Source organism: Streptomyces sp. NPDC001137, from assembly GCF_040298885.1.
In the GTDB taxonomy this organism is placed as follows: domain Bacteria; phylum Actinomycetota; class Actinomycetes; order Streptomycetales; family Streptomycetaceae; genus Streptomyces.
The window spans coordinates 321,709-346,685 of the sequence record NZ_JBEPBA010000003.1 but is presented as its reverse complement, the minus strand read 5'-3'; the positions used below and the strand labels follow the sequence as shown (position 1 = coordinate 346,685).

General features: G+C 71.3%; 23 protein-coding genes and 2 pseudogenes. 16 read left to right on the top strand and 9 right to left on the bottom strand.

Annotation, left to right across the window (positions count from 1 at the left end; translation table 11 throughout):
• The first annotated feature begins 5 nt into the window (after positions 1–5).
• Positions 6–3,026, top strand: coding sequence for an alpha-mannosidase (locus ABT254_RS07585; protein ID WP_351464984.1), 3,021 nt, complete (start codon positions 6–8; stop codon positions 3,024–3,026).
• A gap of 28 nt (positions 3,027–3,054) precedes the next feature.
• Complete coding sequence (locus tag ABT254_RS07580; RefSeq protein WP_351464981.1) at positions 3,055–3,534, top strand: DUF4231 domain-containing protein; 480 nt, start codon at positions 3,055–3,057, stop codon at positions 3,532–3,534.
• A gap of 33 nt (positions 3,535–3,567) precedes the next feature.
• Here the strand turns inward: ABT254_RS07580 and ABT254_RS07575 are convergent, their stop codons facing one another.
• Positions 3,568–4,269, bottom strand: coding sequence for a FadR/GntR family transcriptional regulator (locus tag ABT254_RS07575; RefSeq protein WP_351464978.1), 702 nt, complete (start codon positions 4,267–4,269; stop codon positions 3,568–3,570).
• A gap of 164 nt (positions 4,270–4,433) precedes the next feature.
• Between ABT254_RS07575 and ABT254_RS07570 the strand changes: the two genes are divergently transcribed.
• From ABT254_RS07570 to ABT254_RS07535, 8 genes are read left to right on the top strand one after another with little or no spacing between them, the layout of a single operon-like run.
• Positions 4,434–5,507: a sugar ABC transporter substrate-binding protein gene (locus ABT254_RS07570; RefSeq protein ID WP_351464975.1), complete on the top strand. Its 1,074-nt coding sequence runs from the start codon at positions 4,434–4,436 to the stop codon at positions 5,505–5,507.
• Complete coding sequence (locus ABT254_RS07565; RefSeq protein ID WP_351464972.1) at positions 5,504–7,012, top strand: sugar ABC transporter ATP-binding protein; 1,509 nt, start codon at positions 5,504–5,506, stop codon at positions 7,010–7,012. Before ABT254_RS07570 ends, ABT254_RS07565 begins: the two co-directional genes overlap by 4 nt.
• On the top strand, positions 7,005–8,030 hold the full coding sequence (locus ABT254_RS07560) for an ABC transporter permease (RefSeq protein ID WP_351464969.1): 1,026 nt from the start codon (positions 7,005–7,007) through the stop codon (positions 8,028–8,030). Before ABT254_RS07565 ends, ABT254_RS07560 begins: the two co-directional genes overlap by 8 nt.
• Before the next feature lie 34 nt (positions 8,031–8,064).
• Entirely contained in the window at positions 8,065–9,417 is a 1,353-nt protein-coding gene (locus tag ABT254_RS07555) for an L-fuconate dehydratase (RefSeq protein ID WP_351464966.1), read from the top strand.
• Entirely contained in the window at positions 9,414–10,169 is a 756-nt protein-coding gene (locus ABT254_RS07550) for an SDR family NAD(P)-dependent oxidoreductase (RefSeq protein ID WP_351464963.1), read from the top strand. The genes ABT254_RS07555 and ABT254_RS07550 overlap by 4 nt, the downstream gene beginning before the upstream one ends.
• A complete protein-coding gene (locus ABT254_RS07545) occupies positions 10,166–11,152 on the top strand; it encodes an aldo/keto reductase (RefSeq protein ID WP_351464960.1) in 987 nt (328 codons plus the stop codon). The genes ABT254_RS07550 and ABT254_RS07545 overlap by 4 nt, the downstream gene beginning before the upstream one ends.
• Positions 11,149–11,463: an L-rhamnose mutarotase gene (locus tag ABT254_RS07540; protein WP_344400698.1), complete on the top strand. Its 315-nt coding sequence runs from the start codon at positions 11,149–11,151 to the stop codon at positions 11,461–11,463. The genes ABT254_RS07545 and ABT254_RS07540 overlap by 4 nt, the downstream gene beginning before the upstream one ends.
• Complete coding sequence (locus ABT254_RS07535) at positions 11,460–12,293, top strand: amidohydrolase family protein (protein WP_351464957.1); 834 nt, start codon at positions 11,460–11,462, stop codon at positions 12,291–12,293. Before ABT254_RS07540 ends, ABT254_RS07535 begins: the two co-directional genes overlap by 4 nt.
• Positions 12,294–12,305: 12 nt before the next feature.
• Here ABT254_RS07535 and ABT254_RS07530 read toward each other — a convergent pair whose 3' ends face one another.
• The gene (locus tag ABT254_RS07530; RefSeq protein WP_351464954.1) at positions 12,306–13,730 is read right to left on the bottom strand and encodes a lipase maturation factor family protein; all 1,425 of its coding nucleotides are present in this window, start codon (positions 13,728–13,730) and stop codon (positions 12,306–12,308) included.
• Between the two features lie 134 nt (positions 13,731–13,864).
• On the opposite strand from ABT254_RS07530, the gene ABT254_RS07525 reads away from it, so the two are divergent.
• The 3 genes from ABT254_RS07525 (at position 13,865) to ABT254_RS07515 (ending at position 17,142) form a co-directional block, all read left to right on the top strand.
• The gene (locus ABT254_RS07525) at positions 13,865–14,038 is read left to right on the top strand and encodes a hypothetical protein (RefSeq protein ID WP_351464951.1); all 174 of its coding nucleotides are present in this window, start codon (positions 13,865–13,867) and stop codon (positions 14,036–14,038) included.
• Positions 14,039–14,119: 81 nt separating this feature from the next.
• Positions 14,120–16,207 carry a SpoIIE family protein phosphatase gene (locus ABT254_RS07520; RefSeq protein WP_351464948.1) on the top strand — a complete coding sequence of 696 codons (2,088 nt, stop codon included), beginning with the start codon at positions 14,120–14,122 and terminating at the stop codon, positions 16,205–16,207.
• A 71-nt stretch (positions 16,208–16,278) separates the two neighbouring features.
• On the top strand, positions 16,279–17,142 hold the full coding sequence (locus ABT254_RS07515; protein WP_351464945.1) for an Fpg/Nei family DNA glycosylase: 864 nt from the start codon (positions 16,279–16,281) through the stop codon (positions 17,140–17,142).
• Positions 17,143–17,159: 17 nt separating this feature from the next.
• On the opposite strand, the gene ABT254_RS07510 is transcribed toward ABT254_RS07515, so the two are convergent.
• The 4 genes from ABT254_RS07510 to ABT254_RS07495 form a co-directional block, all read right to left on the bottom strand.
• Positions 17,160–18,458 carry a serine/threonine-protein kinase gene (locus ABT254_RS07510; protein ID WP_351464942.1) on the bottom strand — a complete coding sequence of 433 codons (1,299 nt, stop codon included), beginning with the start codon at positions 18,456–18,458 and terminating at the stop codon, positions 17,160–17,162.
• Between the two features lie 69 nt (positions 18,459–18,527).
• Entirely contained in the window at positions 18,528–19,184 is a 657-nt protein-coding gene (locus ABT254_RS07505) for a zf-HC2 domain-containing protein (RefSeq protein WP_351464939.1), read from the bottom strand.
• A 151-nt stretch (positions 19,185–19,335) separates the two neighbouring features.
• Complete coding sequence (locus tag ABT254_RS07500; protein ID WP_351464936.1) at positions 19,336–19,851, bottom strand: hypothetical protein; 516 nt, start codon at positions 19,849–19,851, stop codon at positions 19,336–19,338.
• Positions 19,852–20,008: 157 nt separating this feature from the next.
• Positions 20,009–20,554, bottom strand: a complete 546-nt coding sequence (locus ABT254_RS07495; protein WP_123969136.1) for a sigma-70 family RNA polymerase sigma factor — start codon at positions 20,552–20,554, stop codon at positions 20,009–20,011.
• A gap of 234 nt (positions 20,555–20,788) precedes the next feature.
• Between ABT254_RS07495 and ABT254_RS07490 the strand changes: the two genes are divergently transcribed.
• Entirely contained in the window at positions 20,789–21,949 is a 1,161-nt protein-coding gene (locus ABT254_RS07490) for a CapA family protein (protein ID WP_351464932.1), read from the top strand.
• Between the two features lies 1 nt (position 21,950).
• On the opposite strand, the gene ABT254_RS07485 is transcribed toward ABT254_RS07490, so the two are convergent.
• Entirely contained in the window at positions 21,951–22,424 is a 474-nt protein-coding gene (locus ABT254_RS07485) for a MarR family winged helix-turn-helix transcriptional regulator (RefSeq protein WP_351464930.1), read from the bottom strand.
• A 57-nt stretch (positions 22,425–22,481) separates the two neighbouring features.
• On the opposite strand from ABT254_RS07485, the gene ABT254_RS07480 reads away from it, so the two are divergent.
• Complete coding sequence (locus ABT254_RS07480; protein WP_351464927.1) at positions 22,482–23,297, top strand: alpha/beta fold hydrolase; 816 nt, start codon at positions 22,482–22,484, stop codon at positions 23,295–23,297.
• Here the strand turns inward: ABT254_RS07480 and ABT254_RS07475 are convergent.
• Complete coding sequence (locus ABT254_RS07475) at positions 23,294–24,136, bottom strand: hypothetical protein (RefSeq protein ID WP_351464924.1); 843 nt, start codon at positions 24,134–24,136, stop codon at positions 23,294–23,296. The genes ABT254_RS07480 and ABT254_RS07475 overlap by 4 nt on opposite strands.
• Positions 24,137–24,297: 161 nt before the next feature.
• Between ABT254_RS07475 and ABT254_RS07470 the strand changes: the two are divergent.
• Positions 24,298–24,561, top strand: a pseudogene (locus ABT254_RS07470) (WYL domain-containing protein); the annotation flags it as partial.
• A 68-nt stretch (positions 24,562–24,629) separates the two neighbouring features.
• On the opposite strand, the pseudogene ABT254_RS46510 reads toward ABT254_RS07470, so the two are convergent.
• Positions 24,630–24,905, bottom strand: a pseudogene (locus ABT254_RS46510) (hypothetical protein); the annotation flags it as partial.
• Positions 24,906–24,977: the final 72 nt, after the last annotated feature.

The window sequence follows — 24,977 nt, the reverse complement described above, 5'->3', positions numbered from 1 at the left end:
CCCGCATGCATGACGACCGCAGCCTGGTCGAAGCCCGTCTCAAGCGTGTCCTCGACGAGCGCATCCGCCCCGCCGTGTACCCCGAGTCCGTACCGCTGGAGGTGGCGGTGTGGCATGCGCCCGGCGAGCCGGTGCCGGTGGCCGAGGGGCTGGCGGCCGAGCCCGAGCCGATCGCGGTCGGCGCCCGGTGGGGTGCTCCGTGGGGCACCAGCTGGTTCCGCGTCACGGGGACGGTCCCCGAGGCGTGGGCCGGCAGGACCGTCGAGGCGATCCTCGACCTCGGCTTCGACGAGAACATGCCCGGATTCCAGTGCGAGGGCCTGGTGTACCGCCCCGACGGCACCCCGGTGAAGGGCCTCAACCCGCGCAACCAGTGGGTGCGGATCGGCGCCCCGGTCGAGGGCGGCGAGGAGGTGCGCCTGCACATCGAGGCGGCCTCCAACCCCGTCATCCTCGACTACCACCCCTTCCTGCCCACGCGGCTGGGCGACAAGGAGACCGCGGGCAGCGAACCGCAGTACGTCCTCACCCGTATGGATCTCGCCGTCTTCGACGAGACGGTGTGGCAGCTGGTGATCGACCTGGAGGTGCTCGGCGAGCTGATGGCCGAGCTGCCCGTGGAGTCGGCGCGACGCTGGGAGATCCTGCGCGCGGTGGAGCGGTCACTCGACGCGATCGACCTCCAGGACGTCAATGGCACGGCAGCGCGGGCGCGTTCACGCCTGGCCGACGTTCTGTCCGCACCCGCCACCACCTCGGCCCACCGCATCAGCGCCGTCGGCCACGCGCACATCGACTCGGCGTGGCTGTGGCCGCTGCGCGAGACGGTCCGCAAGGTCGCCCGTACGACCTCCAACATGACCGCGCTCCTCGACGACGAGCCCGACTTCGTGTTCGCCATGTCGCAGGCACAGCAGTGGGCCTGGGTGAAGGAGCACCGGCCCGAGGTGTGGGCGCGGGTGAAGAAGGCGGTGGCGGACGGACGGTTCGTGCCGGCCGGCGGGATGTGGGTGGAGTCGGACACGAACATGCCGGGTTCGGAGGCGATGGCCCGGCAGTTCGTGCACGGCAAGCGGTTCTTCCTGGACGAGTTCGGCATCGAGAACGAGGAGGCATGGCTGCCGGACACCTTCGGCTTCGCCGCCGGGCTGCCGCAGATCATCAAGGCAGCCGGTTCCAAGTGGCTGCTCACGCAGAAGATCTCCTGGTCGCAGACGAACAGGTTCCCGCACCACACCTTCCGCTGGGAGGGCATCGACGGCACCCGGATCTTCACGCACTTCCCGCCCGTGGACACCTACAACTGCTCCATGAAGGGCAGCGAGATCGCCCACGCGACAGCCAACTTCAAGGACAAGGGAGTCGCCCGGCACTCCCTCGCCCCGACCGGCTGGGGCGACGGAGGCGGCGGCACCACCCGCGAGATGGTCGCGAAAGCGGCGCGGCTGCGGGACCTGGAGGGCTCTGCACGCGTCGTGTGGGAGACCCCGCAGGAGTTCTTCGGGAAGGCCGAGGCCGAGTACCCCGAACCGCCCGTCTGGGTCGGCGAGCTCTACCTCGAACTCCACCGCGCCACCCTCACCAGCCAGGCGAAGACCAAGCAGGGCAACCGGCGCAGCGAACACCTCCTGCGCGAGGCCGAACTCTGGGCCGCCACGGCAGCCGTACGCACCGGATTCCCTTACCCCTACCAGGAGTTGGACCGCATCTGGAAGACCGTGCTGCTGCACCAGTTCCACGACATCCTGCCGGGGTCGTCGATCGCGTGGGTGCACCGGGAGGCGCGGGCGACGTACGAGCGCGTGGCGGCCGAACTGGAGGCGATCATCGCTGCGGCCCAGCGCGCCCTGGCAGGTGAGGGCTCGACGCCGCTCGTCTTCAACTCGGCACCGCACACCCGGCACGGGATCCCGGCGGGCGGTGCGGGGACCGCGGTCGGTGAGGGCAGAACCACCCTGACCCCGCGTCCAGCCGGCGGGCACGTCCTCGACAACGGACTGCTGCGCTGCGAGATCGACGCCCGGGGCCTCGTCGTATCGGCCTACGACATCGCAGCCGACCGGGAGACGATCGCCCCGGGCCGCGCCGCGAACCTCCTCCAGCTCCATCCCGACTTCCCGAACATGTGGGACGCCTGGGACGTCGACGAGTTCTACCGCAACACGGTCACCGATCTCACGGAGGCCGACGAGGTGGTCGCCGGCGCGGACGGCGCGTCGGTGCGGATCGTGCGGTCCTTCGGCGCCTCGCGTGTCACGCAGGTGCTGACGCTGCCGCCGGGGGAGCGGCGGCTGGTGCTGGACACCGAGGTGGACTGGCACGAGACGGAGAAGTTCCTCAAGCTGGCCTTCCCGCTCGACGTGCACGCCGAACGGTACGCGTCCGAGACCCAGTTCGGGCACTTCCACCGTCCCACGCACACCAACACCTCCTGGGAGGCGGCCAAGTTCGAGGCCTGCAACCACCGCTTCGTCCACGTCGAGGAGCCCGGCTGGGGTGTCGCCGTCGTCAACGACTCGACGTACGGCCATGACGTGACCCGCACGGTCCGCACCGACGGCGACCGCGGTACGACGACCACGGTCCGGGTGTCGTTGCTGCGCGCCCCGCGGTTCCCGGACCCGGAGACGGACCAGGGTGTTCACCGTTTCCGGCATGCGCTGGTGCCGGGGGCGGGGATCGGGGACGCGGTGCGCGAAGGGTGGCGGATCAATGTGCGGGAGGGGCGGATCGACGGGGCGGCCGAGGTCGCCCCGTTGGTGAGCGTCGATCACGAGGCGGTCGTGGTCACCGCGGTCAAGCTGGCCGACGACGGCAGCGGCGACGTGGTGGTCCGTTTCCACGAGGCGCACGGCGGACGCGCCCGTGCCACGCTCACGGCCGGATTCGAGGTGGCGGGCGTCACGGAGACGGATCTGCTGGAACGCCCGGTGCGAGAGACGGCGATCGAGCGGCGGGAGGCGGACCGGGTCGGTGTGCGGCTTCGCCCCTTCCAGCTGGTGACCTTGCGGTACCGGCGGGCCTGAAGCAACCCGGCGCAGGCATGATGTGCCGATGAGAAGAAGAACGGTCACCGACCGGGACTGGGCGACGGCACCGGATCCCGTACTGGCGCTCGGGCAACAGGACTTGACGTTCTACGCCCGCACCCGGGACCGGGCGCGGCGGATGCACTACGCCACGGAACTGGGCGCCCTCGCCACCACCTCCTCGACGGTGGTGGCGGCGGGGCTGCACGCCCCGGCCTGGCTGACCGCCCTGATCGCGGGCGGTGCCGTCTTCTTCACGGGTGTGCGCCAGTTGTTCAGCCCCGCCGCGCGTTGGGTCGTGTGCGGGCAGTCCCACGAGACGCTGCGGAGGGCTGTCGACCGCTACCGGCTGCTGCCGCCCGCGGAACGCGACGGGGCCGCACGGGCCGCGCTGCAGGCGACCATCGAGGAGGTGGGCACGAACGAACTGCGGGAGTGGTCGGACACCCAGGGCCAGACACAGGGACAGGCCCGGGGCCAGGGCGCGGCCCCGCCGAGCGCCTGAGGGGGCGCGGTCAGGCGCCCGACGCCGTAGTGGTCAGCTTCCGAGCTGCGCCCGCAGCCACTCCTCCACCTCGCCCACGTGTGCGGCCGCCGCCGCCCGTGCCGCCTCCGGGTCGTGGGCCACCAGGGCGCGGTGGATCGCCGCGTGCTCGCGGCGGGTGCGGGCGAAGGCGCCTTCCTCCTGGTAGCCGCGCCAGACGCGGGCGCGGAAGGTGCGGGAGGACAGGCCCTCCAGGATGGCCGCCATCGTGTCGTTGCCCGCCGCGGCCGCGATCTCGCGGTGGAAGGCGAGGTCGTGGGCGAGGATCACCTCCGGGTCGTCGGTGGCGTTCATCGCCGTGAGGTGTTTCTCGACCTCGGCCAGCTGGTCGGGCGTGATGCGGGCGGCCGCCAGCGCGGTCGCCGTCGACTCCAGGATGCGGCGCACCTCCAGAAGCTCCACCAGACGCGGGCCCCGGGACAGGTCGGCGACCACCCCGAACGTCTCCAGCAGGTCGCCGGCCTCCAGCTTGGTGACATAGATGCCGGAGCCGTGCCGGGCCTCCAGCACGCCGAGCACCGTGAGCGCGCGGATCGCCTCGCGCATCGAGCTGCGGGAGATGCCCAGCTGGGCGGCGAGATCGCGTTCGGTGGGCAGCCGCTGGCCGGGCTCCAGACGGCCCTCGCCGATCATCGCCTTGATCCGCTCGATGGCGCGCTGCGTCACCGTGCCCTTCTGCGGGGCGGTCTCGTCCACGCCGTTCCTCCTGTCACCCGGTGCGCCGCAGTCTAATCGCGAGGGTGGTCCGACCAATACTGTCAGGAGCGGGGAAAATCTGCCGTCGGAGGGTGTTGTTCCGGCGAAGTGGTCTGATAAATATGCGGGCATCTGCTCGAACACGCTCAACGAGGAGCCGCCAGATGCCCGGCAGGACAGTGGGGAAGCGGAACAGGTTTCGAATGGCCGGTGTGCTGGCCGTGGCCGCGAGCGCCTCGCTCGCGCTCGCCGCGTGCGGCAGCACCAAGGACACCGGCGGCTCCGGCAGCGCCGGAGGCGGCGGCACCGGCAAGGTCGGGGTGATCCTGCCCCTGCTGACCTCGCCGTTCTGGCAGTCGTACAACGACTACGTGCCGAAGATGGCGAAGTCCGAAGGCGTCGACGCGCTCAAGACGGTCAACTCCAACAGCGACCCCTCGCAGCAGATCACCGACATCAACAACCAGCTCAACCAGGGCGTGAAGGGCCTGGTCGTCGCCCCCCTGGACAGCGCCGCCATCGAGGCAGGCCTCGACCAGGCCGACCGCAAGGGCGTGCCGGTCGTCGCGGTCGACGTCGCGCCCGACAAGGGCAAGGTCGCCATGGTCGTCCGCGCCGACAACGTCGCCTACGGCACCAAGGCCTGCGACTACCTCGGCCGGCACATCACCAGCGGCAAGGTCGTGCAGATCATGGGCGACCTCGCCTCGGTCAACGGCCGTGACCGCTCCGAGGCCTTCCGGTCCTGCGTGAAGCAGAAGTACCCCAAGCTCAAGGTCCTTGAGATCCCCGCCAAGTGGGAGTCCGACGCCGCGGCCTCCAAACTCGACACCCTCCTCAACGCCAACCCCGACATCAAGGGCATCTACATGCAGGCGGGCGGCGTGTACCTGGCGCCGACCCTGCAGACACTGAAGTCGAAGGGACTGCTGAAGAAGGCCGGCAGCGCAGGCCACATCACCATCGTCTCCAACGACGGCATCCCGCAGGAGTTCGACGCCATCCGCAAGGGCGAGATCGACGCGACCGTCTCCCAGCCCGCCGACGCCTACGCCAAGTACGGCATGTACTACATCAAGGCGGCGATGGAGGGGAAGACCTTCAAGCCCGGCCCGACCGACCACGACTCGACCATCGTCAAGCTGCCCAGCGGCATCCTCGAGGACCAGCTGCCCGCGCCGCTGGTGACCAAGGACAACGTCGACGACCCCAAGCTGTGGGGCAACACGGTCAAATGAGCAGCCCCAGCACCCCGCTCGCCGAGGCGCGGGCCATCGTCAAGCGGTACGGCCCCACCACCGCCCTCGCGGACGGCCGGCTCAGCGTGCTGTCCGGCGAGTCCCACGCCCTCGTCGGCCGCAACGGCGCCGGCAAGTCGACCCTGGTCCGGATCCTCACCGGCCTGGAGGCGCCCGACGAGGGCACGGTCCGCTTCGACGGCGAGCCCGCGCCCCCGCTCGCCGACCGCGACGCCTGGCGCCGCAAGGTGGCCTGTGTCTACCAACACCCCACGGTCGTCCCCGAGTTGACGGTCGCCGAGAACCTCTTCATCAACCGGCAGCCATTGCACCGCGGCTTCATCAGCTGGCGGAGGCTGAAGGCCGAGGCGGCCGCCCTCCTCGACACCTGGGACGTGCAAGTCGACCCCGAGGCGCGCACCGCCGACCTCAAGGTCGAAGACCGCCAGATGGTGGAGATCGCCCGGGCGCTCAGCTTCGGCGCCCGCTTCATCATCCTGGACGAGCCCACCGCCCAGCTCGACAAGCGCGAGATCGAGCGGCTCTTCAGCCGCATGCGCGCGCTCCAGGACTCCGGCGTCACCTTCCTGTTCATCTCGCACCACTTGCAGGAGGTCTACGAGGTCTGCCAGACCGTCACCGTCCTGCGCGACGCCCGCTGGATCACCACGGCCCCGGTCGCCGACCTGCCGAGGGCGGCGCTGATCGAGGCCATGGCGGGGGAGTCCCTCGAGACGATCGCCGAACAGGCCGTACAGGAAAGGCTCGTCGACGACAGCGCGCCCGTGCTCCTCGACGCCCGCGGGCTCACCTCGGAGTCGTACGAGGACATCGACCTGACCGTCCGCCGCGGCGAGGTCGTCGGGCTCGCCGGATCCAGCGCCAGCGGCAAGATCGAGCTGGCGGAGGCCATCGCGGGCCTGCGCACACCCACCGGCGGTACCGCCCGACTGGACGGCGAGCGGCTGCGGTTCGGCTCGGTGCAGGCCGCCCTGAAGGCCGGTGTCGGCTGTGTCCCGCGCGACCGGCACGACCAGGGCCTGGTCGCCGGGATGACCATCGGTGACAACGCGACCATGAGCGTCCTGGACCGGCTCGGGCGTTTCGGCTTCATCGGCACCGACCGCAGGCGTGGCTTCGCCGCCGAGCTGATCGACCGTCTCGACATCCACACCGAGGGCCCGGAGCAGCCGGTCTCCGACCTGTCCGGCGGCAACGCACAGAAGGTCGTCATGGCCCGCGCCCTCGCCTCCGACCCCCGGCTGCTCGTCCTGATCAACCCGACCGCGGGCGTGGACGTGAAGTCCAAGGAGTCGCTGCTGGCCCGCGTGGACAGCGCCCGTGAGGACGGCACCGCGGTGCTGGTCGTCTCCGACGAACTCGACGACCTGCGGCGCTGCGACCGCGTCCTCGTCCTCTTCCACGGCCGCGTCGTCGCCGAGCATCCGGCGGGCTGGCGCGACCATGAGCTGATCGCCTCCATCGAAGGAGTGGACCATGGCTGACACCAAGGCCCCGCCGGTGAAGCCGGTGAGCATGCCCGACGCCCGGGCGGCGAGGGCGGTCCTGCTGCGCCGAGCCCGCGAACTCGCCCTGGTCCCCGCGCTGTTGCTGCTGCTTCTGCTCGGTGCCGTCCTGAACGACTCCTTCTTCACCGAGGCCACCCTGATCTCCATCCTGGCCTCCTCGGCCTCGCTGGCGATGGTGGTGCTGGCCGAGTCGCTGGTCCTCATCACCGGCAAGTTCGACCTGTCGCTGGAGTCGGTGGTCGGCATCGCGCCGGCGGTGGCGGCGCTGCTCGTGCTGCCGGCCGCGCAGGCCGGCTGGGGCACGGAACTCCCCGCCGGGCTCGCCCTCCTGGCCATCCCTCTGGTGGGCGCGGCCATCGGTGCCATCAACGGCATCCTCGTCGTGAAGGTGAGGCTCAACGCGTTCATCGTCACCCTCGCCATGCTGATCATCCTGCGCGGGCTGCTGGTCGGTGCCACCAAGGGCAAGACACTCTTCGGGATGCCCGACGCGTTCTTCTCGCTGGCCACCACCACGTTCCTGCGTATCCCGATCTCCGTGTGGGTGGCCGCCGCGGCCTTCGCGATCGCCGGGCTGGTGCTCAAGTACCACCGGGTGGGCCGTTCGTTGTACGCGATCGGCGGCAACCTGGAGGCGGCCCGCGCCGCCGGCATCCGCGTCGACCGCGTCCGGCTCGGTGTCTATGTCGTCGCCGGTGTCCTCGCCTCGGTCGGCGGTCTGATGTACACCGGCTACGTGGGCGCCATCGGCGCCAACCAGGGCCAGAACATGATCTTCACCGTGTTCGCCGCCGCCGTGATCGGCGGGATCAGTCTCGACGGCGGCAAGGGAACCATGTTCGGCGCCCTGACCGGCGTACTCCTGCTGGGCGTGGTCAAGACCATGCTGACCATGGCTCAGGTGCCGTCGTTCTGGATCGACGCCATCTACGGCGGAATCATCCTGCTCGCGCTCATCCTCGCCCGCCTCACCACGGGACGCGCCCAGGACTGACCCCCGCCACCTGCCCCCGACCGAAAGGCCCTCCGTGTCCCCGACGCCCGGCCCCTCCCGCCGCATCACCGCGGTCGACACCTACGACATCCGGTTCCCGACCTCGCGTGAGCTCGACGGCTCCGACGCGATGAACCCGGACCCCGACTACTCGGCCGCGTACGTGGTGCTGCGCACCGACGGCGAGGACGAGCCGGAGGGGCACGGCTTCACCTTCACCATCGGGCGTGGCAACGATGTCCAGGTCGCCGCGATCCACGCGCTGCGCCACCACGTGGTGGGACGGTCCGTCGACGAGGTGTGCGCCGATCCGGGAGCCGTCTACCGCGACCTGGTCGGCGACAGCCAGCTGCGCTGGCTGGGGCCCGAGAAGGGCGTGATGCACATGGCGATCGGCGCGGTCGTCAACGCCGTGTGGGACCTCGCGGCCAAGCGTGCCGACAAGCCGCTGTGGCGGCTGCTCGCGGAGGCCGATCCCGAATGGCTGGTCGCCCAGATCGACTTCCGGTACCTCACGGACGCGCTCACCCCCGAGGAGGCACTGGAGATCCTGCGCCGGGGCCGCGCTGGTTCCGAAGAGCGCACGGCCCGGCTGCTGGAGCGCGGCTACCCCGGCTACACCACCTCCGCGGGCTGGCTGGGCTACAGCGACGAGAAACTCACCCGGCTCGCCGCGCAGGCGGTCGCCGACGGGTTCACCCAGATCAAGCTCAAGGTGGGGGCGGACCTCGACGACGACGTGCGCCGTTGCCGGGTCGCCCGCTCGGTGATCGGCCCCGGCATCCGGATGGCCATCGACGCCAACCAGCGCTGGGGCGTCGACGAGGCGATCCGCTGGACCCGGGCCCTCGCCGAGTTCGACCCGTACTGGATCGAGGAGCCCACCAGCCCCGACGACGTCCTCGGCCACGCGGCCATCCGCACGGCGGTGGCGCCCGTCAAGGTGGCGACCGGCGAGCACGTCCAGAACCGGATCGTCTTCAAACAGTTCCTGCAGGCCGGCGCCCTCGACGTGCTGCAGATCGACGCGGCCCGGGTCGGCGGCGTCAACGAGAACCTCGCGATCCTGCTGCTCGCCGCCAAGTTCGGGGTGCCGGTCTGTCCGCACGCGGGCGGCGTCGGCCTGTGCGAGCTCGTCCAGCACCTGTCGATGTTCGACTACGTGGCGGTCTCCGGCACCACCGAGGACCGGGTCATCGAGTACGTCGACCATCTCCACGACCACTTCCTCGATCCGGTGGTGATCCGCGAGGGTCACTACACGGCACCCGCCGCGCCCGGTTTCTCGGCCGCCATGCGCCCGGAGTCCATCGCGCGGTACACCTTTCCCGGCGGTACCTTCTGGGCCGCGGACCTCGACGAGAAGAAAGAAGGACGGGCGGCATGAGCGAGTTCGAGGGTCTGAAGGCCCTGGTCACGGGCGGGGCTTCCGGTATCGGGCGGGCGACCGCCGAGCTCCTCGCCGCGCGCGGGGCCCAGGTCGCCGTACTCGACCTCGACCCGTCCTCGGTCGACAAGCCGCTGCTCGGCTTCCGCGCCGACGTCAGCGACGACGTGTCCGTACGCGAGGGGGTGGCCGCCGCGGTCACCGAACTCGGCGGCCTCGACATCGTGATCAACAATGCGGGCGTGGGCGCACTGGGCACCATCGAGGACAATGACGACGCCGAATGGCACCGCGTCCTCGACATCAACGTGGTCGGCATGGTCCGGGTCTCCCGCGCCGCGCTGCCCCACCTGCGCCGCTCGCAGCACGCGGCGATCGTCAACACCTGCTCCATCGGCGCCACCGCGGGCCTGCCGCAGCGCGCCCTGTACTGCGCGAGCAAGGGCGCGGTGTACTCGCTGACCCTCGCCATGGCCGCCGACCACGTCCGCGAGGGCATCCGCGTCAACTGCGTCAACCCCGGTACCGCGGACACCCCGTGGGTCGGCCGTCTGCTGGACGCGGCCGACGACCCCGTCGCCGAACGCGCCGCGCTGGAGGCACGCCAGCCCACCGGCCGCCTCGTCTCCGCGGCCGAAGTCGCGGGCGCCATCGCCTACCTGGCGAGCCCGCTGTCCGGTGCCACCACCGGCACCTCACTCGCCGTGGACGGCGGCATGCAGGGCCTGCGCCTGAGGCCGGTGGGCCAGTGAACCTGCTGGGCAGCAGCGCGGTCGAGGTCAGCGCCCTGGCCTTCGGAGGTGCCGTCATCGGCAACCTCTACACCGAGGTCAGCGAGGAACAGGCCCACCAGGCGGTGACCGCGGCCTGGCAGCGGGGCATCCGTTACTTCGACACCGCCCCGCACTACGGCCTCGGCCTGTCCGAACGCCGCCTCGGCGCCGCGCTGCGCGAGCACCCCCGTACCGCTTACACGATCTCCACCAAGGTCGGCCGCCGCCTGGAGCCCTCCGGCGAGGGCGGCGACGACCTCGCGAACGGTTTCGCCGTGCCCGCCACCCACCGCCGTGTATGGGACTTCAGCGCCGACGGCGTACGCCGCGGCCTTGAGGCCAGCCTCGAACGGCTCGGCCTCGACCGCGTCGACGTCGTCTACCTCCATGATCCGGACGACCACGCCGAACAGGCCTTCCACGAGGGCTACCCGGCGCTGGAGAAGCTGCGCTCGGAAGGCGTCGTGGGCGCCATCGGCGCGGGCATGAACCAGACCGGGATGCTCACCCGTTTCGTCCGCGACACCGACGTCGACGTCGTGCTGTGCGCCGGCCGCTACACCCTCCTGGAGCAGCCGGCGCTCACCGAACTCCTGCCCGCGGCGCGGGAACGCGGCACGTCGGTGGTCATCGGCGGCGCCTTCAACTCCGGTCTGCTCGCGGACCCCAAGCCGGGAGCGACGTACAACTACGCGGCCGCGCCGGCGGAGCTGCTGGACCGCGCCCTGCACCTCAAGGCGGTCGCCGACCGGCACGGCACCACGCTGCGCGCCGCCGCCCTCGCCTTCTGCGCCGCCCATCCCGCGGTCGCGAGCGTCCTCGTGGGTGCCCGCTCGGCGGCGGAGGTCCGCGACTGCGCCGAACAGTTCGCGGCACCCCCTCCCGCCGCCTTCTGGCAGCAGCTGCGCGCGGAAGGGCTCCTGCCGCCCGAAGCCCCCGTGCCCGCGGAGGAAGCGTCATGAGAGTGGCCCTGCACACCAAGGTCCGCGCGGACCGCATCGCCGAGTACGAGGCCGCCCACCGCGAGGTCCCCAAGGAACTGACGGACGCGATCCGCGCGGCCGGAGCCACCTCGTGGACGATCTGGCGCAGCAGCACCGACCTCTTCCATGTCCTGGAGTGCGAGGACTACGCCCGCCTCCTCGCCGAGCTGGAGAAACTCCCGGTCAACATCGCCTGGCAGGCCCGCATGGCGCAGCTGCTGGACGTCGTGCACGACTACTCCGACGAGGGCGCGGCCGCGGGCCTGCCCGTGGTCTGGGAGCTGCCATGACGGTGGATGCCCACCACCACGTGTGGGACCTCTCCGTCCGGGACCAGGACTGGATCCCCGACCTCAGCCCGCTCCGCCGTAACTTCACCCTCGACGACCTCGCTCCCCAGGCGCGGGCGGCCGGAGTCGACCGCACGGTCCTCGTCCAGACGGTCACGGTGCCGGAGGAGACCCCGGAGTTCCTGGCCCTGGCCGCCGCGCACGACCTGATCGCGGGTGTGGTCGGCTGGACCGACCTCACCCGCCCGGACATCACCGACGAACTCGCCCGCCTGCGCGAACTCCCCGGCGGCCACTACCTCAAGGGCATCCGCCACCAGGTCCAGGGCGAACCCGACCCCGAGTGGCTGCTGCGCCCGGACGTACGCAGAGGCCTGGCGGCCGTGGCCGAAGCGGGTCTGGTCTACGACCTCGTCGTCCTCCCGCACCAACTGCCGGCCTGCACCAGGGCCGCCGCCGACCTGCCCCAACTCTCCTTCGTCCTCGACCACTTGGGCAAGCCGCCCATCGCCTCCGGCGCCCTGAAACCCTGGGCGACCGACCTGCGTGCCCTCGCCGCCCTGCCCAACACGACCGCCAAACTCTCCGGCCTGGTCACCGAGACCGGCCCCGACTCATGGACCCTCGACGACCTCCGCCCCTACACCGACACCGCCCTGGACGCCTTCGGCCCCGCCCGTCTGATGTTCGGCTCGGACTGGCCGGTGTGCACGGAAAAGTCGACGTACGGCGAAGTCCTGTCTGTCACACAGGAGTTGACCGCCGACCTCGACGCGGCCGCCCGTGCGGAGGTGTTTCACGGCACGGCCACCCGCGTCTACGGCCTTTGAAGGCGCCGGAGGTCAGCTCCGCTGAGCCACCCCCGCCAGCCGTGTGGGCGGCAGGTACTCCCGCACATACGTGCGCTCCCAGCATGCCCCCGTCTCCCGCAGCTCCCGCCAGCTCGTGTACTCGTAGCGGAAAAGGCGGGCCCTGATGTAGCGGGGCGGGGCGTCCGGCGGGAACGGGGAGCGGCGCAGCAGGCGGAGTGTGTCGCGGTCGTTCTCCAGGAGGCGTTCCACCAGGGCACCGAACCATGCGCCGGCGTACGAGGGCGAGAGCGCGGCGAACCACATCAGCCAGTCCAGGCGCAGATGGTAGGGCGCGAACTGGCGGGGCCAGCGCCGTGGATCGCCCGGTTTGCCCTTGAACTCGTACTCCCTCCAGTCCGAGTCCTCGTGCGGTACGGCATCGTCCGTGCCCTCGACGACCACCTCGTAGCGGATCCGGCTGACGCTGCCGAACGCGCCGTAGGTGTTGACCAGGTGGAGGGGGTCGAAGGAGCGGTTCATGATCTGCCGGCGGGAGATCATGTTCGTGACCGGGTGGTAGCTGAGTCCGAGGAGCAGCGCGGCGACCGCCAGGACCACGACCTCGTACCAGAGCGGGGCGCCGGGCACGGCGGACGGCGGATCGGCCGGGAGCTCCAGGGCGGAGACGGCGAGGACGATGGTGATCCAGTTCAGCCAGGCGAAGTTGCCAGACAGGACCAGCCACAGCTGGGTGACGATCATCAGCGAGGCGGCGGCCGTGGCGACCGGCTGCGGGGTGAACAGCAGCACCGGGACGACGAGTTGGGTGACGTGGTTGGCGGCCACCTCGATGCGGTGCAGGGGCCGGGGGAGGTGGTGGAAGAACCAGCTCAGGGGGCCCGGCATCGGCTGGGTCTCATGGTGGTAGTACAGGCAGGTCAGCTTCCGCCAGCACGCGTCGCCGCGCATTTTGATCAGGCCCGCGCCGAACTCCACCCGGAACAGGATCCAGCGCAGCAGGAAGAGGACCACGATCGGCGGGGCCACCTCGTCGTTGCCGAGGAAGACCGCCAGGAAGCCCACCTCCAGCAGCAGCGACTCCCAGCCGAAGGCGTACCAGGTCTGGCCGACGTTGACGATCGAGAGATACAGCACCCAGGGAACCAGCCACAGCAGCATGCCTGCCCAGAGCGCAAGCCGGGAGTCCAGTCCGGCGATCAGCGCCGCCGAGACGGCGCAGCCCGTCCAGGCGCAGGCGGCGAAGAAGCGGTCCGAGTAGTGGAGTTGGAACAGGCTGGGAGCCTGCCTGAAGCGCACCCGGCCGACGAAGCGGGGGACCGGCAGCATGCCCCGCTCGCCGATCAGCGCACGGAACTGCAGGGCCGCCGCCAGGAACGCCACGAGGTACAGCCCGGCCAGAGCCCGCTGGAAGACCAGCCGGCTCCACCAGTACTCGGGTGCGATGAACCACTCCACGGCCGTGCGCTCCTCACTCCATTGTGGCGCCGAAGCCCATGTCACTCTCCGTGTGTCCATCTTCCGCTTGCGTAACCCATGTGATCGACGCAGACAATAGTGGCGAACGGGCTGAAGTGAGGCAGGAGGAAGCGGTGCGCACAGTCACCAGAACCTTCGCCACGGCCTGCGCACTCGCCGTGCTCCTCGTCGGCGGCTGCGCCGGCCAGGACACGCAGTCGAGTCAGGAGGTCTTTCCGCCCGCCCCACCCGACGACACCACGAGTCGCAGCATCTTCGACAGCCCCACGGGTGTTTTCGACGGCTGAGCACCGATGGCGACCGGAGAACCGGGAATTCCTCTTCGCTTCCCGCTCGAAGATTCGGGTGAACCCTGGCAAGGTGGGCCCATGGTTGATCGGGGCGTGAGCGCCCTGTCGCTCCCGGACGACTGGCCCGCCCACCCGGATCCGATCCTGGCGCTCAACCGCATGGGCAGCTTCGACTGGGACCTGGACACCGGTCTGTTCCACATGGACGCCCAGGCCCACGAGGTCTTCGACGTGCGCCCCGACGAATACGACGACCACCCCGAGACGCTCGCCATCCGGGTCCCCAGGGCGGAGGCCTACCGGCTCGACGGCCTGGTCGCCCAGGCCATGAAGGACGGCAGCGAGAACTACGGCGCCTACTTCCGCATCCGCTGCCGCGACGGCACCCTGCGCTGGACCCACACCCAGGGCTACATCCGGCGCGACGAGACGGGCCGCCCGCGCCGGATCATCGGCATCGTCCGGGACGCGACCCAGGAGCTGAGCGAGAGCCGGGAGCGCCGCGAGGCGGCCGCCGAGGACGCGGCGCGGCGCGAGCAGACCAACGTCGTCCAGCTCACCACGGCCGCCCTCGCCCACGCCCGCACCGTCCAGGACGTCATCGACGTCCTCAAGGACACCCACGGTCTCACCCACCTCGGCGCCACCAGCCTGGTCGTGGGCCTGGTCGAGGCCGGCCGCATCCGGCTGATGGCCGAGGGCCCCGCGGGCAGCTTCGTCCCCGGCACCGACGTCACCCGCATCGACGAGCCGTACCCGATGAGCGAGGTGGTACGGACCCTCACGCCCCGCTTCATCGAGTCGCCGCAGGAGTTCGCCGAGCGCTACCCCCTGCTGTGGCCGCACCTCACGGGTCTGGACATCACGGCGGCCGCCTATCTGCCGCTGATCGTCCAGGCCCGGCCGATCGGTGCGATGGGCCTGCTCTACAGCGACCGGCGCGGCTTCTCGCCCGAGGAACGCAACGTCCTGCTCGCCCTCGGCAGCAGCATCGCGCAGAGCATGCAGCGCGCCATGTTCTACGAGCAGGAGAAGGACCTCGCCACCGGCCTCCAGCAGGCGATGCTGCCGCGGACCATCCCCAGCGTCCGCGGCGCCGACGTCGCCGTCCGCTACCGCTCCGGTTCCGCCGCGGGCTCCCTGGGCCGGGACATCGGCGGCGACTGGTACGACCTGATCCCGCTGCCCGGCGGCCGGGTCGGCGCCGTCATCGGCGACGTCCAGGGCCATGACACGCACGCGGCCGCCGTCATGGGCCAGCTGCGCATCGTGCTGCGCGCCTACGCCGCCGAGGGCCACACGCCCGCCACCGTGATGGCCCGCGCCTCCGTCTTCCTCCACGAACTCGACACCGACCGCTTCGCGACCTGTCTGTACGCGGAGGCCGACCTGGCCACCGGAGTGGTCCAGGTGGTCCGGGCCGGCCACATAGACCCGCTGATCCGGGACGCCGACGGCAAGTGCCGCCGCATCTCCCTGCCGGGCGGACTGCCGCTCGGTCTGTCCGCCGAGTTCGGGCGCCTCGAGTACCCGGTCGGCACCCTCGAACTCGACCCCGGTCACACCCTGCTGCTGTGCACCGACGGCCTGGTCGAACAGCCCGGCGCCGACCTCGACGACGGCATGCGCACCCTCACGGCCCTCATCACCAGTGGCCCGGACGACGTACGGGATCTCGCGGACTGTCTCATCTCGGTGGCCGAGGAGCGCGGCGGCGACGACGACGTGGCCCTGCTCCTGCTGCGCCGCCGGGGTCTGGAGCCCCAGCGGTCCGGCGGCCGGCTCCAGCAGCACGTGGCCCCCGGCGACCCCGAGGCCCTCAAGGAGGCCCGGCACATGATCAGGGCCGCGGTCCGCGCCTGGGGCGCCAAGGAGCGTGCCGACGAGATCGAGCTGGCCGCCGACGAGATGATCACCAATGCGCTGATGCACACCGAGGGATCCGCCATCGTCACCCTCCGGGTCCTCGGCGGCAGCGAGCGGCGGCTGCGCGTGGAGGTCGAGGACTCCTCCAGCGCCCTGCCGCGCCGCCGCGAGGCGGGGGAGTCGGGGGTCTCCGGGCGGGGTCTGCTCCTGGTCGACCTGCTCACCGACGTGTGGGGCGTGGAGGCGCGCGGCGGCGGCAAATGCGTCTGGTGCGAGTTCGTGGTCCCTGAGGGCGACTGAGGCGAAGGCGACCGAACCCGCCACGCCCGCTCCCGCCCGCCACTGTCGGTGCCGGGTGGCACTCTGGACCCATGCCGGAACTCCCCGAGGTGGAAGCGCTCAAGGACTTCCTCACCGAGCACCTGGTCGGTCACGAGATCGTGCGGGTGCTGCCCGTCGCGATCAGCGTCCTCAAGACGTACGACCCGCCGCTGACCGCCGTCGAGGGCCGCGAGGTCACCGCCGTGCACCGGCACGGCAAGTTCCTCGACCTGGAGACGGACGGCGGCCCGCACCTCGTCACCCATCTGGCCCGCGCGGGCTGGCTGCACTGGAAGGACCGGCTCCCGGACGGCCCGCCCCGCCCCGGCAAGGGCCCCCTCGCGCTGCGCGTGGCCCTGGAGACCGGCGAGGGCTTCGACCTCACGGAGGCGGGCACCCAGAAACGCCTCGCCGTCTACGTCGTCCACGACCCCCAGGAGATCCCGGGCATCGCACGCCTGGGCCCCGACCCGCTCGCCGACGACTTCGACGAGAGCCGCCTCGCGGAACTCCTCAGACCTGAGCGCCGCCGGCTCAAGGGCGCCCTGCGCGACCAGAGCCTGATCGCCGGCGTGGGCAACGCCTACAGCGACGAGATCCTGCACGCGGCGAAGATGTCCCCCTTCAAACTGGCCGCGACCCTCACCCCCGAGGAGACCACCCGCCTCTACGAGGCCCTGCGCACGACGCTCACCGAGGCGGTCGAGCGCTCCCGGGGCGTGGCGGCCGGCCGTCTGAAGGCGGAGAAGAAGAGCGGCCTGCGCGTTCACGGCCGCACCGGAGAGCCCTGCCCGGTGTGCGGTGACACCATCCGCGAGGTCTCCTTCAGCGACTCCTCGCTCCAGTACTGCCCGACCTGCCAGACGGGCGGCAAACCGCTCGCGGACCGGAGGATGTCGAGGCTGCTGAAGTAGCCGGGCGGCTCAGCCGGTCATCCCTTGTGGCCCTTCGTCCTGTCCTTGCCGTGCTTGTCCTTGCCGCCGTGCTGCCCGTCCTTGTGGATCTTCGGCGGAGCCGGCCTGGCGGACGGCGGCGCGGCGGGGGCCCCGGTGGTCCCGCCCGTGGGCGGGGAGGTGATCGACGTCGGGTGCGAGGAAGGTGTCCGGGTCGGCGCCGGACTCGGCGAGAGGGGCGAGGCAGGGCTGTCGCCGTCGGAGTTCAGCGCCGTCCCGAGGGCCGTGGCCGCGGCGAACAGGGCGACGGCGGCGCCGCCCAGCAGGGCCTTGGACGCCTGCCGGCGGCGGTTGCGGGGGCGGGAATGCGCTGCGGGGGCGCCGGCCTGGCGCGGCGATGCGGGCGTCACGGCCGACGGCGCGGGGCTGGGCGCTCCACTGTCCGGCCCTGCGTTGCCGTCCGGGGCCACGGGGTCCAGCGGCTCGGTCGGTTGCGCCGACGCGGTCGGGTCCGGTTCCCACTGCTGCGTGCCCAGCCACTCGGCTGCCTCCTCCGCGCTCGGCCGCCGCGCCGGGTCCTTGTCCAGCAGGCGCAGCACATAGTCGGACAGCGGCAGGGGTATGCCGACGCTCGACCGGTGGGGCGGCGGCGGGGCGGTGTCGACGTGCTGCTGCACCACGGCGAGCGAGGTCGTGCCGCTGAACGGCGGACCACCGGTGAGCAGTTCGTACAGCACGCAGCCGAGCGAGTAGACGTCGGAGGCGGGCCGGGCCGGCCGCCCCAGGGCCCGCTCGGGAGCCAGGTAGTCGGCGGTGCCGAGGATCTTTCCGGTGGCGGTCGCGGTGCCGTCGTCGGCGAAGCGGGCGATGCCGAAGTCCGTGATCTTCACGGTGCGGTCGGTGGTCAGCATGATGTTGGCGGGCTTGATGTCCCGGTGGATCACGCCCTGCCGGTGCGCGGCGGACAAACCCCGCGCCACCTGTGCGGCGATGGCGGCCGCTTCCCGTGGTGCCAGGCTCCCGCGCCGGGACCTCTCCCGGGCCAGGGTCCAGCCGTCCACGAGTTCCATCACCAGATGGAGCCGGCCGTGATCGGAGCCGAAGTCGTACACGCCCACCACATGCGGATGGTTGAGGCGGGCCGTGGTCTGCGCCTCCATGCGGAACCGCTCGATGTCGGCGGTGTCCTGCGCCTTCAGCAGCTTGATCGCCACCGGGCGGCCAAGGACCCGGTCCGCCGCGCGCCACACCTCGCCCATCGCGCCGCTGCCCAGCAGTTCCTCCAGCTGATAGCGGTCCGCCAGCAGCACGTGCACACCCATCCCGAATTCCGACATCGCCACTGGCTACAGCGCAGCGCCGGACGGGGGTGTCACACCGGGCGGTGCGGCCTTGCCGCGAGGGCGCTAGCGGGACTGGAGTGTGACGAGATGCTCCCCGTCCGCGGTGCGGAGCTCGTAGCGGGCGATCTCGCCGGTGTGCATGGAGGAGCTGCCCTGCATCGTGATCGGACGGGCGTCGTGGCTGGGGACGGTCCAGCTGGTCAGGATCTGCTCGGAGCCGTCGCGGCCGATGGCGACCAGACGACAGGGGCGCGGGCCCGCGCCGTCCTTCACCTCCAGCTTGATCTGGCTGCCCGAATACTCGTCCTGGGTGGTCACCTGGGCCCATACGCCCGACTTCGCGTCGGTGGCCGCGATCCGCACCGTGTCTGCGGTGCCGCCGCCGGCCATCGTCATCGCGATGCCCGGCCCGGCCACCCCGATCGCCAGGGACGCGGCCACGGCGTACAGGAAGCGCCGCCGGCCGGCCCGGTGCCGGGCGGCCACCGCGCCGAGCAGCCGGTCGAGCAGCTGCGGGCCGGGCCTGGTCATGGGGCTCACGAACCGTGGCGTCGCCCGGCGGTACAGCATCATCTGCCGGGTGATGGGCCCGAATTCGGTCACGTGAGCGGCGCAGCGCGCGCACTCCATGAGGTGGTCCTCGAAGCGGAAGGCGTCCGCCTCGTCCAGCACGCCGAGCGCGTACGCGGCGACGTCGCGATGCCTCTCCTGGGACCTCATGCCGAATCCTCGTGCCGTTGGGTGCGGGTGGGGTTACTCCTTGCTCCCACAGGTACGCACCAGACAGTCGAATCACTCAGGGCATGTGGAGAATCGCAAACAAGGGATTCGGAGCCGCCCGGCCCGCGGATTGGTCCACATCGAAACGAGTCTAAAAAAGGTGGATGGCGAGGTGGCCGAGCGGCAGGCCCAGTTGCCACGCCTTCGTCCACACCTTCGGGCCCTCGTCCTCGCCGACCACCGCCGCGCCGCCCGGCACCGCGTTCAGGTCGGGCGCGAGCAACTCCGTCTCCTCCAGCCAGCGCCAGGCAGCCCGGGCCAGTTCCACGTCGGGGGCGGGGCCGCCGGATTCGGCCGTCTGGGCGACCAGCTTGGCCATCCGCTCGCGCACCCACTCCTGCCACGGCTGGTCGTAGGCCGTGAGCGACAGCCAGGTCTCCAGCTGGGAGACCACCCGGATCCCCGGGAGTTCGCCGTCCGTGTCGGAGAGGAAGACGGTCAGCGCCAGGGCGTCGCGCCCCGCGCGGAACTCGAAGGACGTCGGCGGCATCAGATCGCCCGTCCGCAGCAGCTCGTCGGCGATGTACTCGGCGTACAGCCAGGCCATCGGGACGACCAGCTCACCGCCGCCGGTGCCGTCCGTGCTCTCTTGACCTCTGTGCAGCATCCCTTCCTGCCTTCCTCCGGTGCGTGCGCGTCGCCCGACTCCGGGCCCCGGTCGCGGGGCCCCGAGCCCCCAGTCCGGAACACGGATGAGGACAGCTGATTGCTCAACCGGGGTCCTCAGCAAGGCGCTTTACGGAGGTTTGACTCAGCCGTCGGTTTCACCGCAGGTCGGCCGCGTATCCGGGAAGCACCCGGCGCAGGGCGCGCAGCGCGTAGTACGCGCGGGACTTCACCGTACCGGGAGGAATTCCGAGGGTTTCCGCGGCTTCCGCCACACTCGCCCCCTGGAAGTACACGAGCACCAGGACTTCACGGTGCTCGGGAGTGAGTGTCTTCACAGCCTCGCGGACATCGAGGGCTGCGGCGGCCCGCTCGGCGTGGTCGCCGATCACCCGCGCGTTCTCCAGGACCGCGTCCCCGACCTCGGGCGGCCGTGCCTGCCGAGCCCGCCGCGCGTCGATGGCGAGCCGCCGTCCCACGGTCATCAGCCAGGGCCGTACGGAGTCGAAGTCGTCGGCGCGCAGCGCCTCGGGATGCTGCCAGGCGCGCACGAGGGTCTCCTGCACCAGGTCCTCGGCGCGCTGCCGGTCGCCGTCGCAGAGCCGCAGCAGCAGCGCGAAGAGGGGGCGGCCGTGCTCGCGCTGCAGCGCGGCGAGCTCGTGCTCGGCGGTCGTCGCGTTCGTGAGGGTGGTTCCGGCCGTCATGGCCGTATGGCACCGCAGGGTGCCGCTTCGGGACAGGGTCCGCACCGGGATCTGCGGCGGACGGTCGATCGCGTCGACGAACGGTACGACGAACGGTCCCGCGCTCCCCGCGAGCGGTCCGGGGGCGCCCGTTCGCGGGCACCGGACGGGTTAATCGGGGTGGCGCGGTTGTTTGGCCGCGCACTCAGGTTCGTACCTATTTATCAGTAAATGTGACAACAGTGGGGTGAGCTGATGATTGCACGGAGACGACAGGTTGCCCTGGCCCTGATGGCCGTTCTGACCGCGGGCGCGGCCTGCCAGGCCCAGCATCGGCAGGCGGCCACCCGTGCCGGAGACCCGGGGGCCTCGGCGGCGTCCGCGGCCCGTACCTTCACGCTGGTCGCGTCCGGCGACATCATCCCGCACGGCTCGATCATCGACCGCGCCCGCTTCGACGGCGGTGGCGCCGGCTACGACTTCCGGCCGATGTTCTCCGGCGTCAAACCCGCCGTCTCCCACGCCGACCTGGCGCTGTGTCACATGGACACCGTCTACGGGGCGAACGGCCACTACGCCGGCCACTCCCTGTTCAAGTCCCCGCCCGAGATCGCCCAGGGTCTGGCCGCCACCGGTTACGACGGCTGCTCCACCGCCTCCGAGCACAGCCTCGACGACGGCGCCGACGGCGTCCGCCGCACCCTCGACGCCCTGGACGGCGCGGGCGTACGGCATGCCGGTTCGGCCCGCACCGAGGCCGAGGCGCACACCGTCACGATCCTGCCCGCGGGCCCCGCCAAGGTCGCCCACCTCGCTTACACCTTCGACACCAACGGCATCCCGCTGCCCCAGGGTGCGCCGTGGGCCGTCAACCTGCTGAACGAGAACCGGATCATCGAGGACGCCCGGGCGGCCCGGCGGGCAGGTGCCGACGTGGTCGTCGTCTCCGTGCACCGGGGCACCGAATGGCAGGACGCGCCCGACCAGCAGCAGCTCGCCCTGGCCCGGCAGCTCACGGCCTCCCGCACCGCCGGCCGCCCCGACGTCGACCTCGTCCTCGGCACCCGCGCCCATGTCCCGCAGGCGTACGAGAAGGTCAACGGCACCTGGGTCGTCTACGGCCTGGGCGACCAGATCGCGGGGGAGATGTCCAACACGTCGGGCGTCCAGGACCCGCGCGGCAACGAGTCCACCCTCGGCCGCTTCACCTTCACCCGTCCCGCCCGGGCGGGCGGCCGCTGGGAGGTCACCAAGGCGGAGTTCGTCCCGCTGATGTTCGACGTCGACGCCGGTCGGGCGGTCGACCTCAACCAGGCCATCGCCCAGGGCGCCGAGGTGAAGGCCGTGCGCGACGCGATCAGCACCGTGGTGCTCAGCCGGGGTGCGGCCAAGGACGGGCTGACCATGGGGCAGTAGGTCAGTCCACGTCCACGTGGTCGAAGGTCTTCAGGATCTCCCTCAACACCCGCACCGTCGCCCGCAGTTCGGCATCCGTCAGATCGCCGCCGACCTGCCGGTTGAGATGGTGCTCCCGGCCCAGGATCGCGGTCATGGTCGCCCGGCCCTCGTCTGTGATCCGGATCAGGGACGACCGTTGGTGCGCGGGGTTGGGGATGGCCTCGACCCACCCCTGCTCCGCCGCGTCGTTGACCATGCGCTGTACGAACTGCCGGCTCAGCGCCAGGATCCGCCCCATCTGAGGCACCGTCATGGGTTCGTGCTGCCGCAGCAGGTCCAGTACGGCGCGTACGCCGACGGAGACCCCCTCGATCGCCTCGCCCTGCTCGACCTTGCGCAGGGCGCGCCGGTACAGCGGGCCGACCAGGTCGAACACCTCGGTCAGACGGTGTCCCAGCTCGTCGGGGGTGAGGGGCTTGTCGATGTCGTTCACCCATCCATCATGACATCTCGGTTGTCAAATCCCGCCGAAGATGACACCTTGGTTGTCATGAATGGTGCTTCGGACGTTCGCCTCTTCCCGTCCTCCGACGGTGACCTCGCCTACCTCGACACCGGCTCCGGCGATCTCGTCGTCCTCCTCCACGCCGGGTACGTCGACCACCACGTCTGGGACGACCAGATACCGGCCCTCGCCGCCGAGTACCGGGTGATCGCCCCGGACGTACGCGGCCACGGATCCTCCGCCAACGCCACCAGGCCCTTCCGCTGGGCCGACGACCTCGCCGCCCTGCTCCGCCACCTCGACGCGGGCCCCGCCGTCCTCGTCGGCCTGTCGATGGGCGGAGTGATCGCCACCGACACCGTGCTGGAGTACCCCGAGCTCGTGCGCGCGGTGGTCACCTGCGGCGCGGCGACCGGCGACTTCCAGTACACGGACGACTGGACCCGTGAGATCCAGGCCGAGTACGCCCGCACGCTGGGCGCCGGTGACGTCGAGGGCTGGCTCGACGCGTTCGTGCGCGTCGTGCCCGGCCCCTACCGCAGCGCCGACGACGTCGACCCGGACATCGCACGCCGGTTGAAGGAGATGGCCTTCCGCACCATCTCCAAGCACACTCCCGGCGAGAAGGACTGGCATGTGCGCGTGACCGACTCCTGGTCCCGCCTGCCGAAGATCGACGTCCCGGTGCTCACCGTCAACGGCACCCTGGAGCCCCCCGAGCTGCTGGACGCGGCCGAACGCCTCGCGCGCACCGTCCCCGACGGCCGTGCGCGGACCGTCGAGGACACCGCCCACTACCTGAACATGGAGAAGCCGGAGGTCTTCAACGAGGTCCTGCTGGAGTTCCTCCGCGCCCTCTAGGAGTGGTGGCCTGTCGAGGGGGAGGGGCTCGGAGAGGCCGACGCGGGCGGATAACTCGGGTGCAGGGAGGACGAAAGCGGAGCCAGACCCCTGCACAGCGAGTCCGGAAAGGCCGGCGCCCTGCGCCGCACGACCCGGCAGCCGCCGGCCGCCCCCTCGACGATCGGCACCCAGCCGGATTTCTCCGCCCGGAAGAACCAGCGGTCACCGAGCCGGGACGAGCAGCCGGGCGCCGAGGCGTCGTCGCAGGCCGGTCCGGTCCGCCAGGAGAAGTCCATCACCAGCCACTTGCCGTCGCACTCCTGCGAGTCCCGGTAGGTGTGCGCGGGCGCGCCGACCGCCATCAGCGCCTGGTCGTAGGAGGCGTCGGTACAGCCGGTCGCCGGCGGCGTGCAGCCCAGCTTCCCGCACAGCCGCAACGCGGGCGCCTTCGCTCCGTCGGCGGTGAACTGCACGTAGTCGTCGACGACCACCTCCCGGCCGCCCAGGGGGACGGGCAGCCGGAGCCGCGCCGTGGCCGACCGCTCCTTGCTGCATCCGGAACGCCGGTCCCCGGAAGGCGAGGAGAAGGTGAGCTGGACCCGCACGAGGTCCTTCTCCACCGGGTCGGTGAGCACCGCCTTGAAATCCCGCACACACGCGCGCGCACCGCTGGGCACCTGCGCGTCGAGCAGCAACGTACGGCCGCCGTCGGCGAGGCGGGCCCCGGTGACCTGCGAGGGCTCGAAAACGGTCCACGGGATCGGCCCGGTCGCCGACGGCGCCGCTTCCCGGCCCGCCACCTGTGTCCCGCACCCGCCGAGGAGCAGCGCCACCACCACACAGAGCACGGCGGCCATGGCCGCCCCGCGCCCGTCACGTCTTCCAGCTGATCCCATCAGCACTCAAACCCCCCGTGTCGCACCGGTGTTGCCCCGGCCGACGTCAAACTCTAGCCGCCGTGACGCGGCTCACCGGAAAAGGGTGACAGGACGTTGTCGCGGACTCGATCGTGGCCTCGATGACCGGCCCCGGCTCGGCGGCGGCCCGGGAACCCGCCACACGGATCGTCGCGCTGCCGGCGCGGACCGACCTCGCGGTCCGCGCCGCCGTGGGACAGGCCCTCACCGACGCCGTGGTGCCGCGCCTGTCCTACGTCGACGCGGCCGGAGGTGAGAGCGAGCGCGTGGTGGAACCGGCCGGTCTGCTCACCGCCGAAAGCCGCTGGTACCTCATCGCCTGGTGCCGCACCCGGCGGGCCGGCCTGGGCTTCAGGCTGGACCGGATCGCAGCGGCGGCTCCCACAGGTGAGCAGGCGCGCCCCCACGACCTGGCCGATCTGCCGCACGGTTCGGCAGCCGCCGACGCGGCGCCACCCGCCGCGCTGGCCTTCTTGCCCCAGCGGCGGGCCGTACAGTTGGCCACCGCGCCGGCGAGGGTGCTGCGCTGTCTGGGGGAGACTCCCAGACCCCCGGTACCCGCGCCGATGATGCCGCCTACGCCGATCGCGGTCGGCTGCCACAGCCCCAACGACCGGTCCGGGCGGGTGCCTTCGCCGACCTCCGTCTCCTCGATGTGCTCCATCGGTTTGCGGTGGAGAATCCCCTCACCCGTCGGAGGCCGGGCCATGCGCCTCACCGCTTCACGTTCGGCAACGGCTGACGGCTGATCATGACGGCCCAGCGACACCCGGGGGGAAGA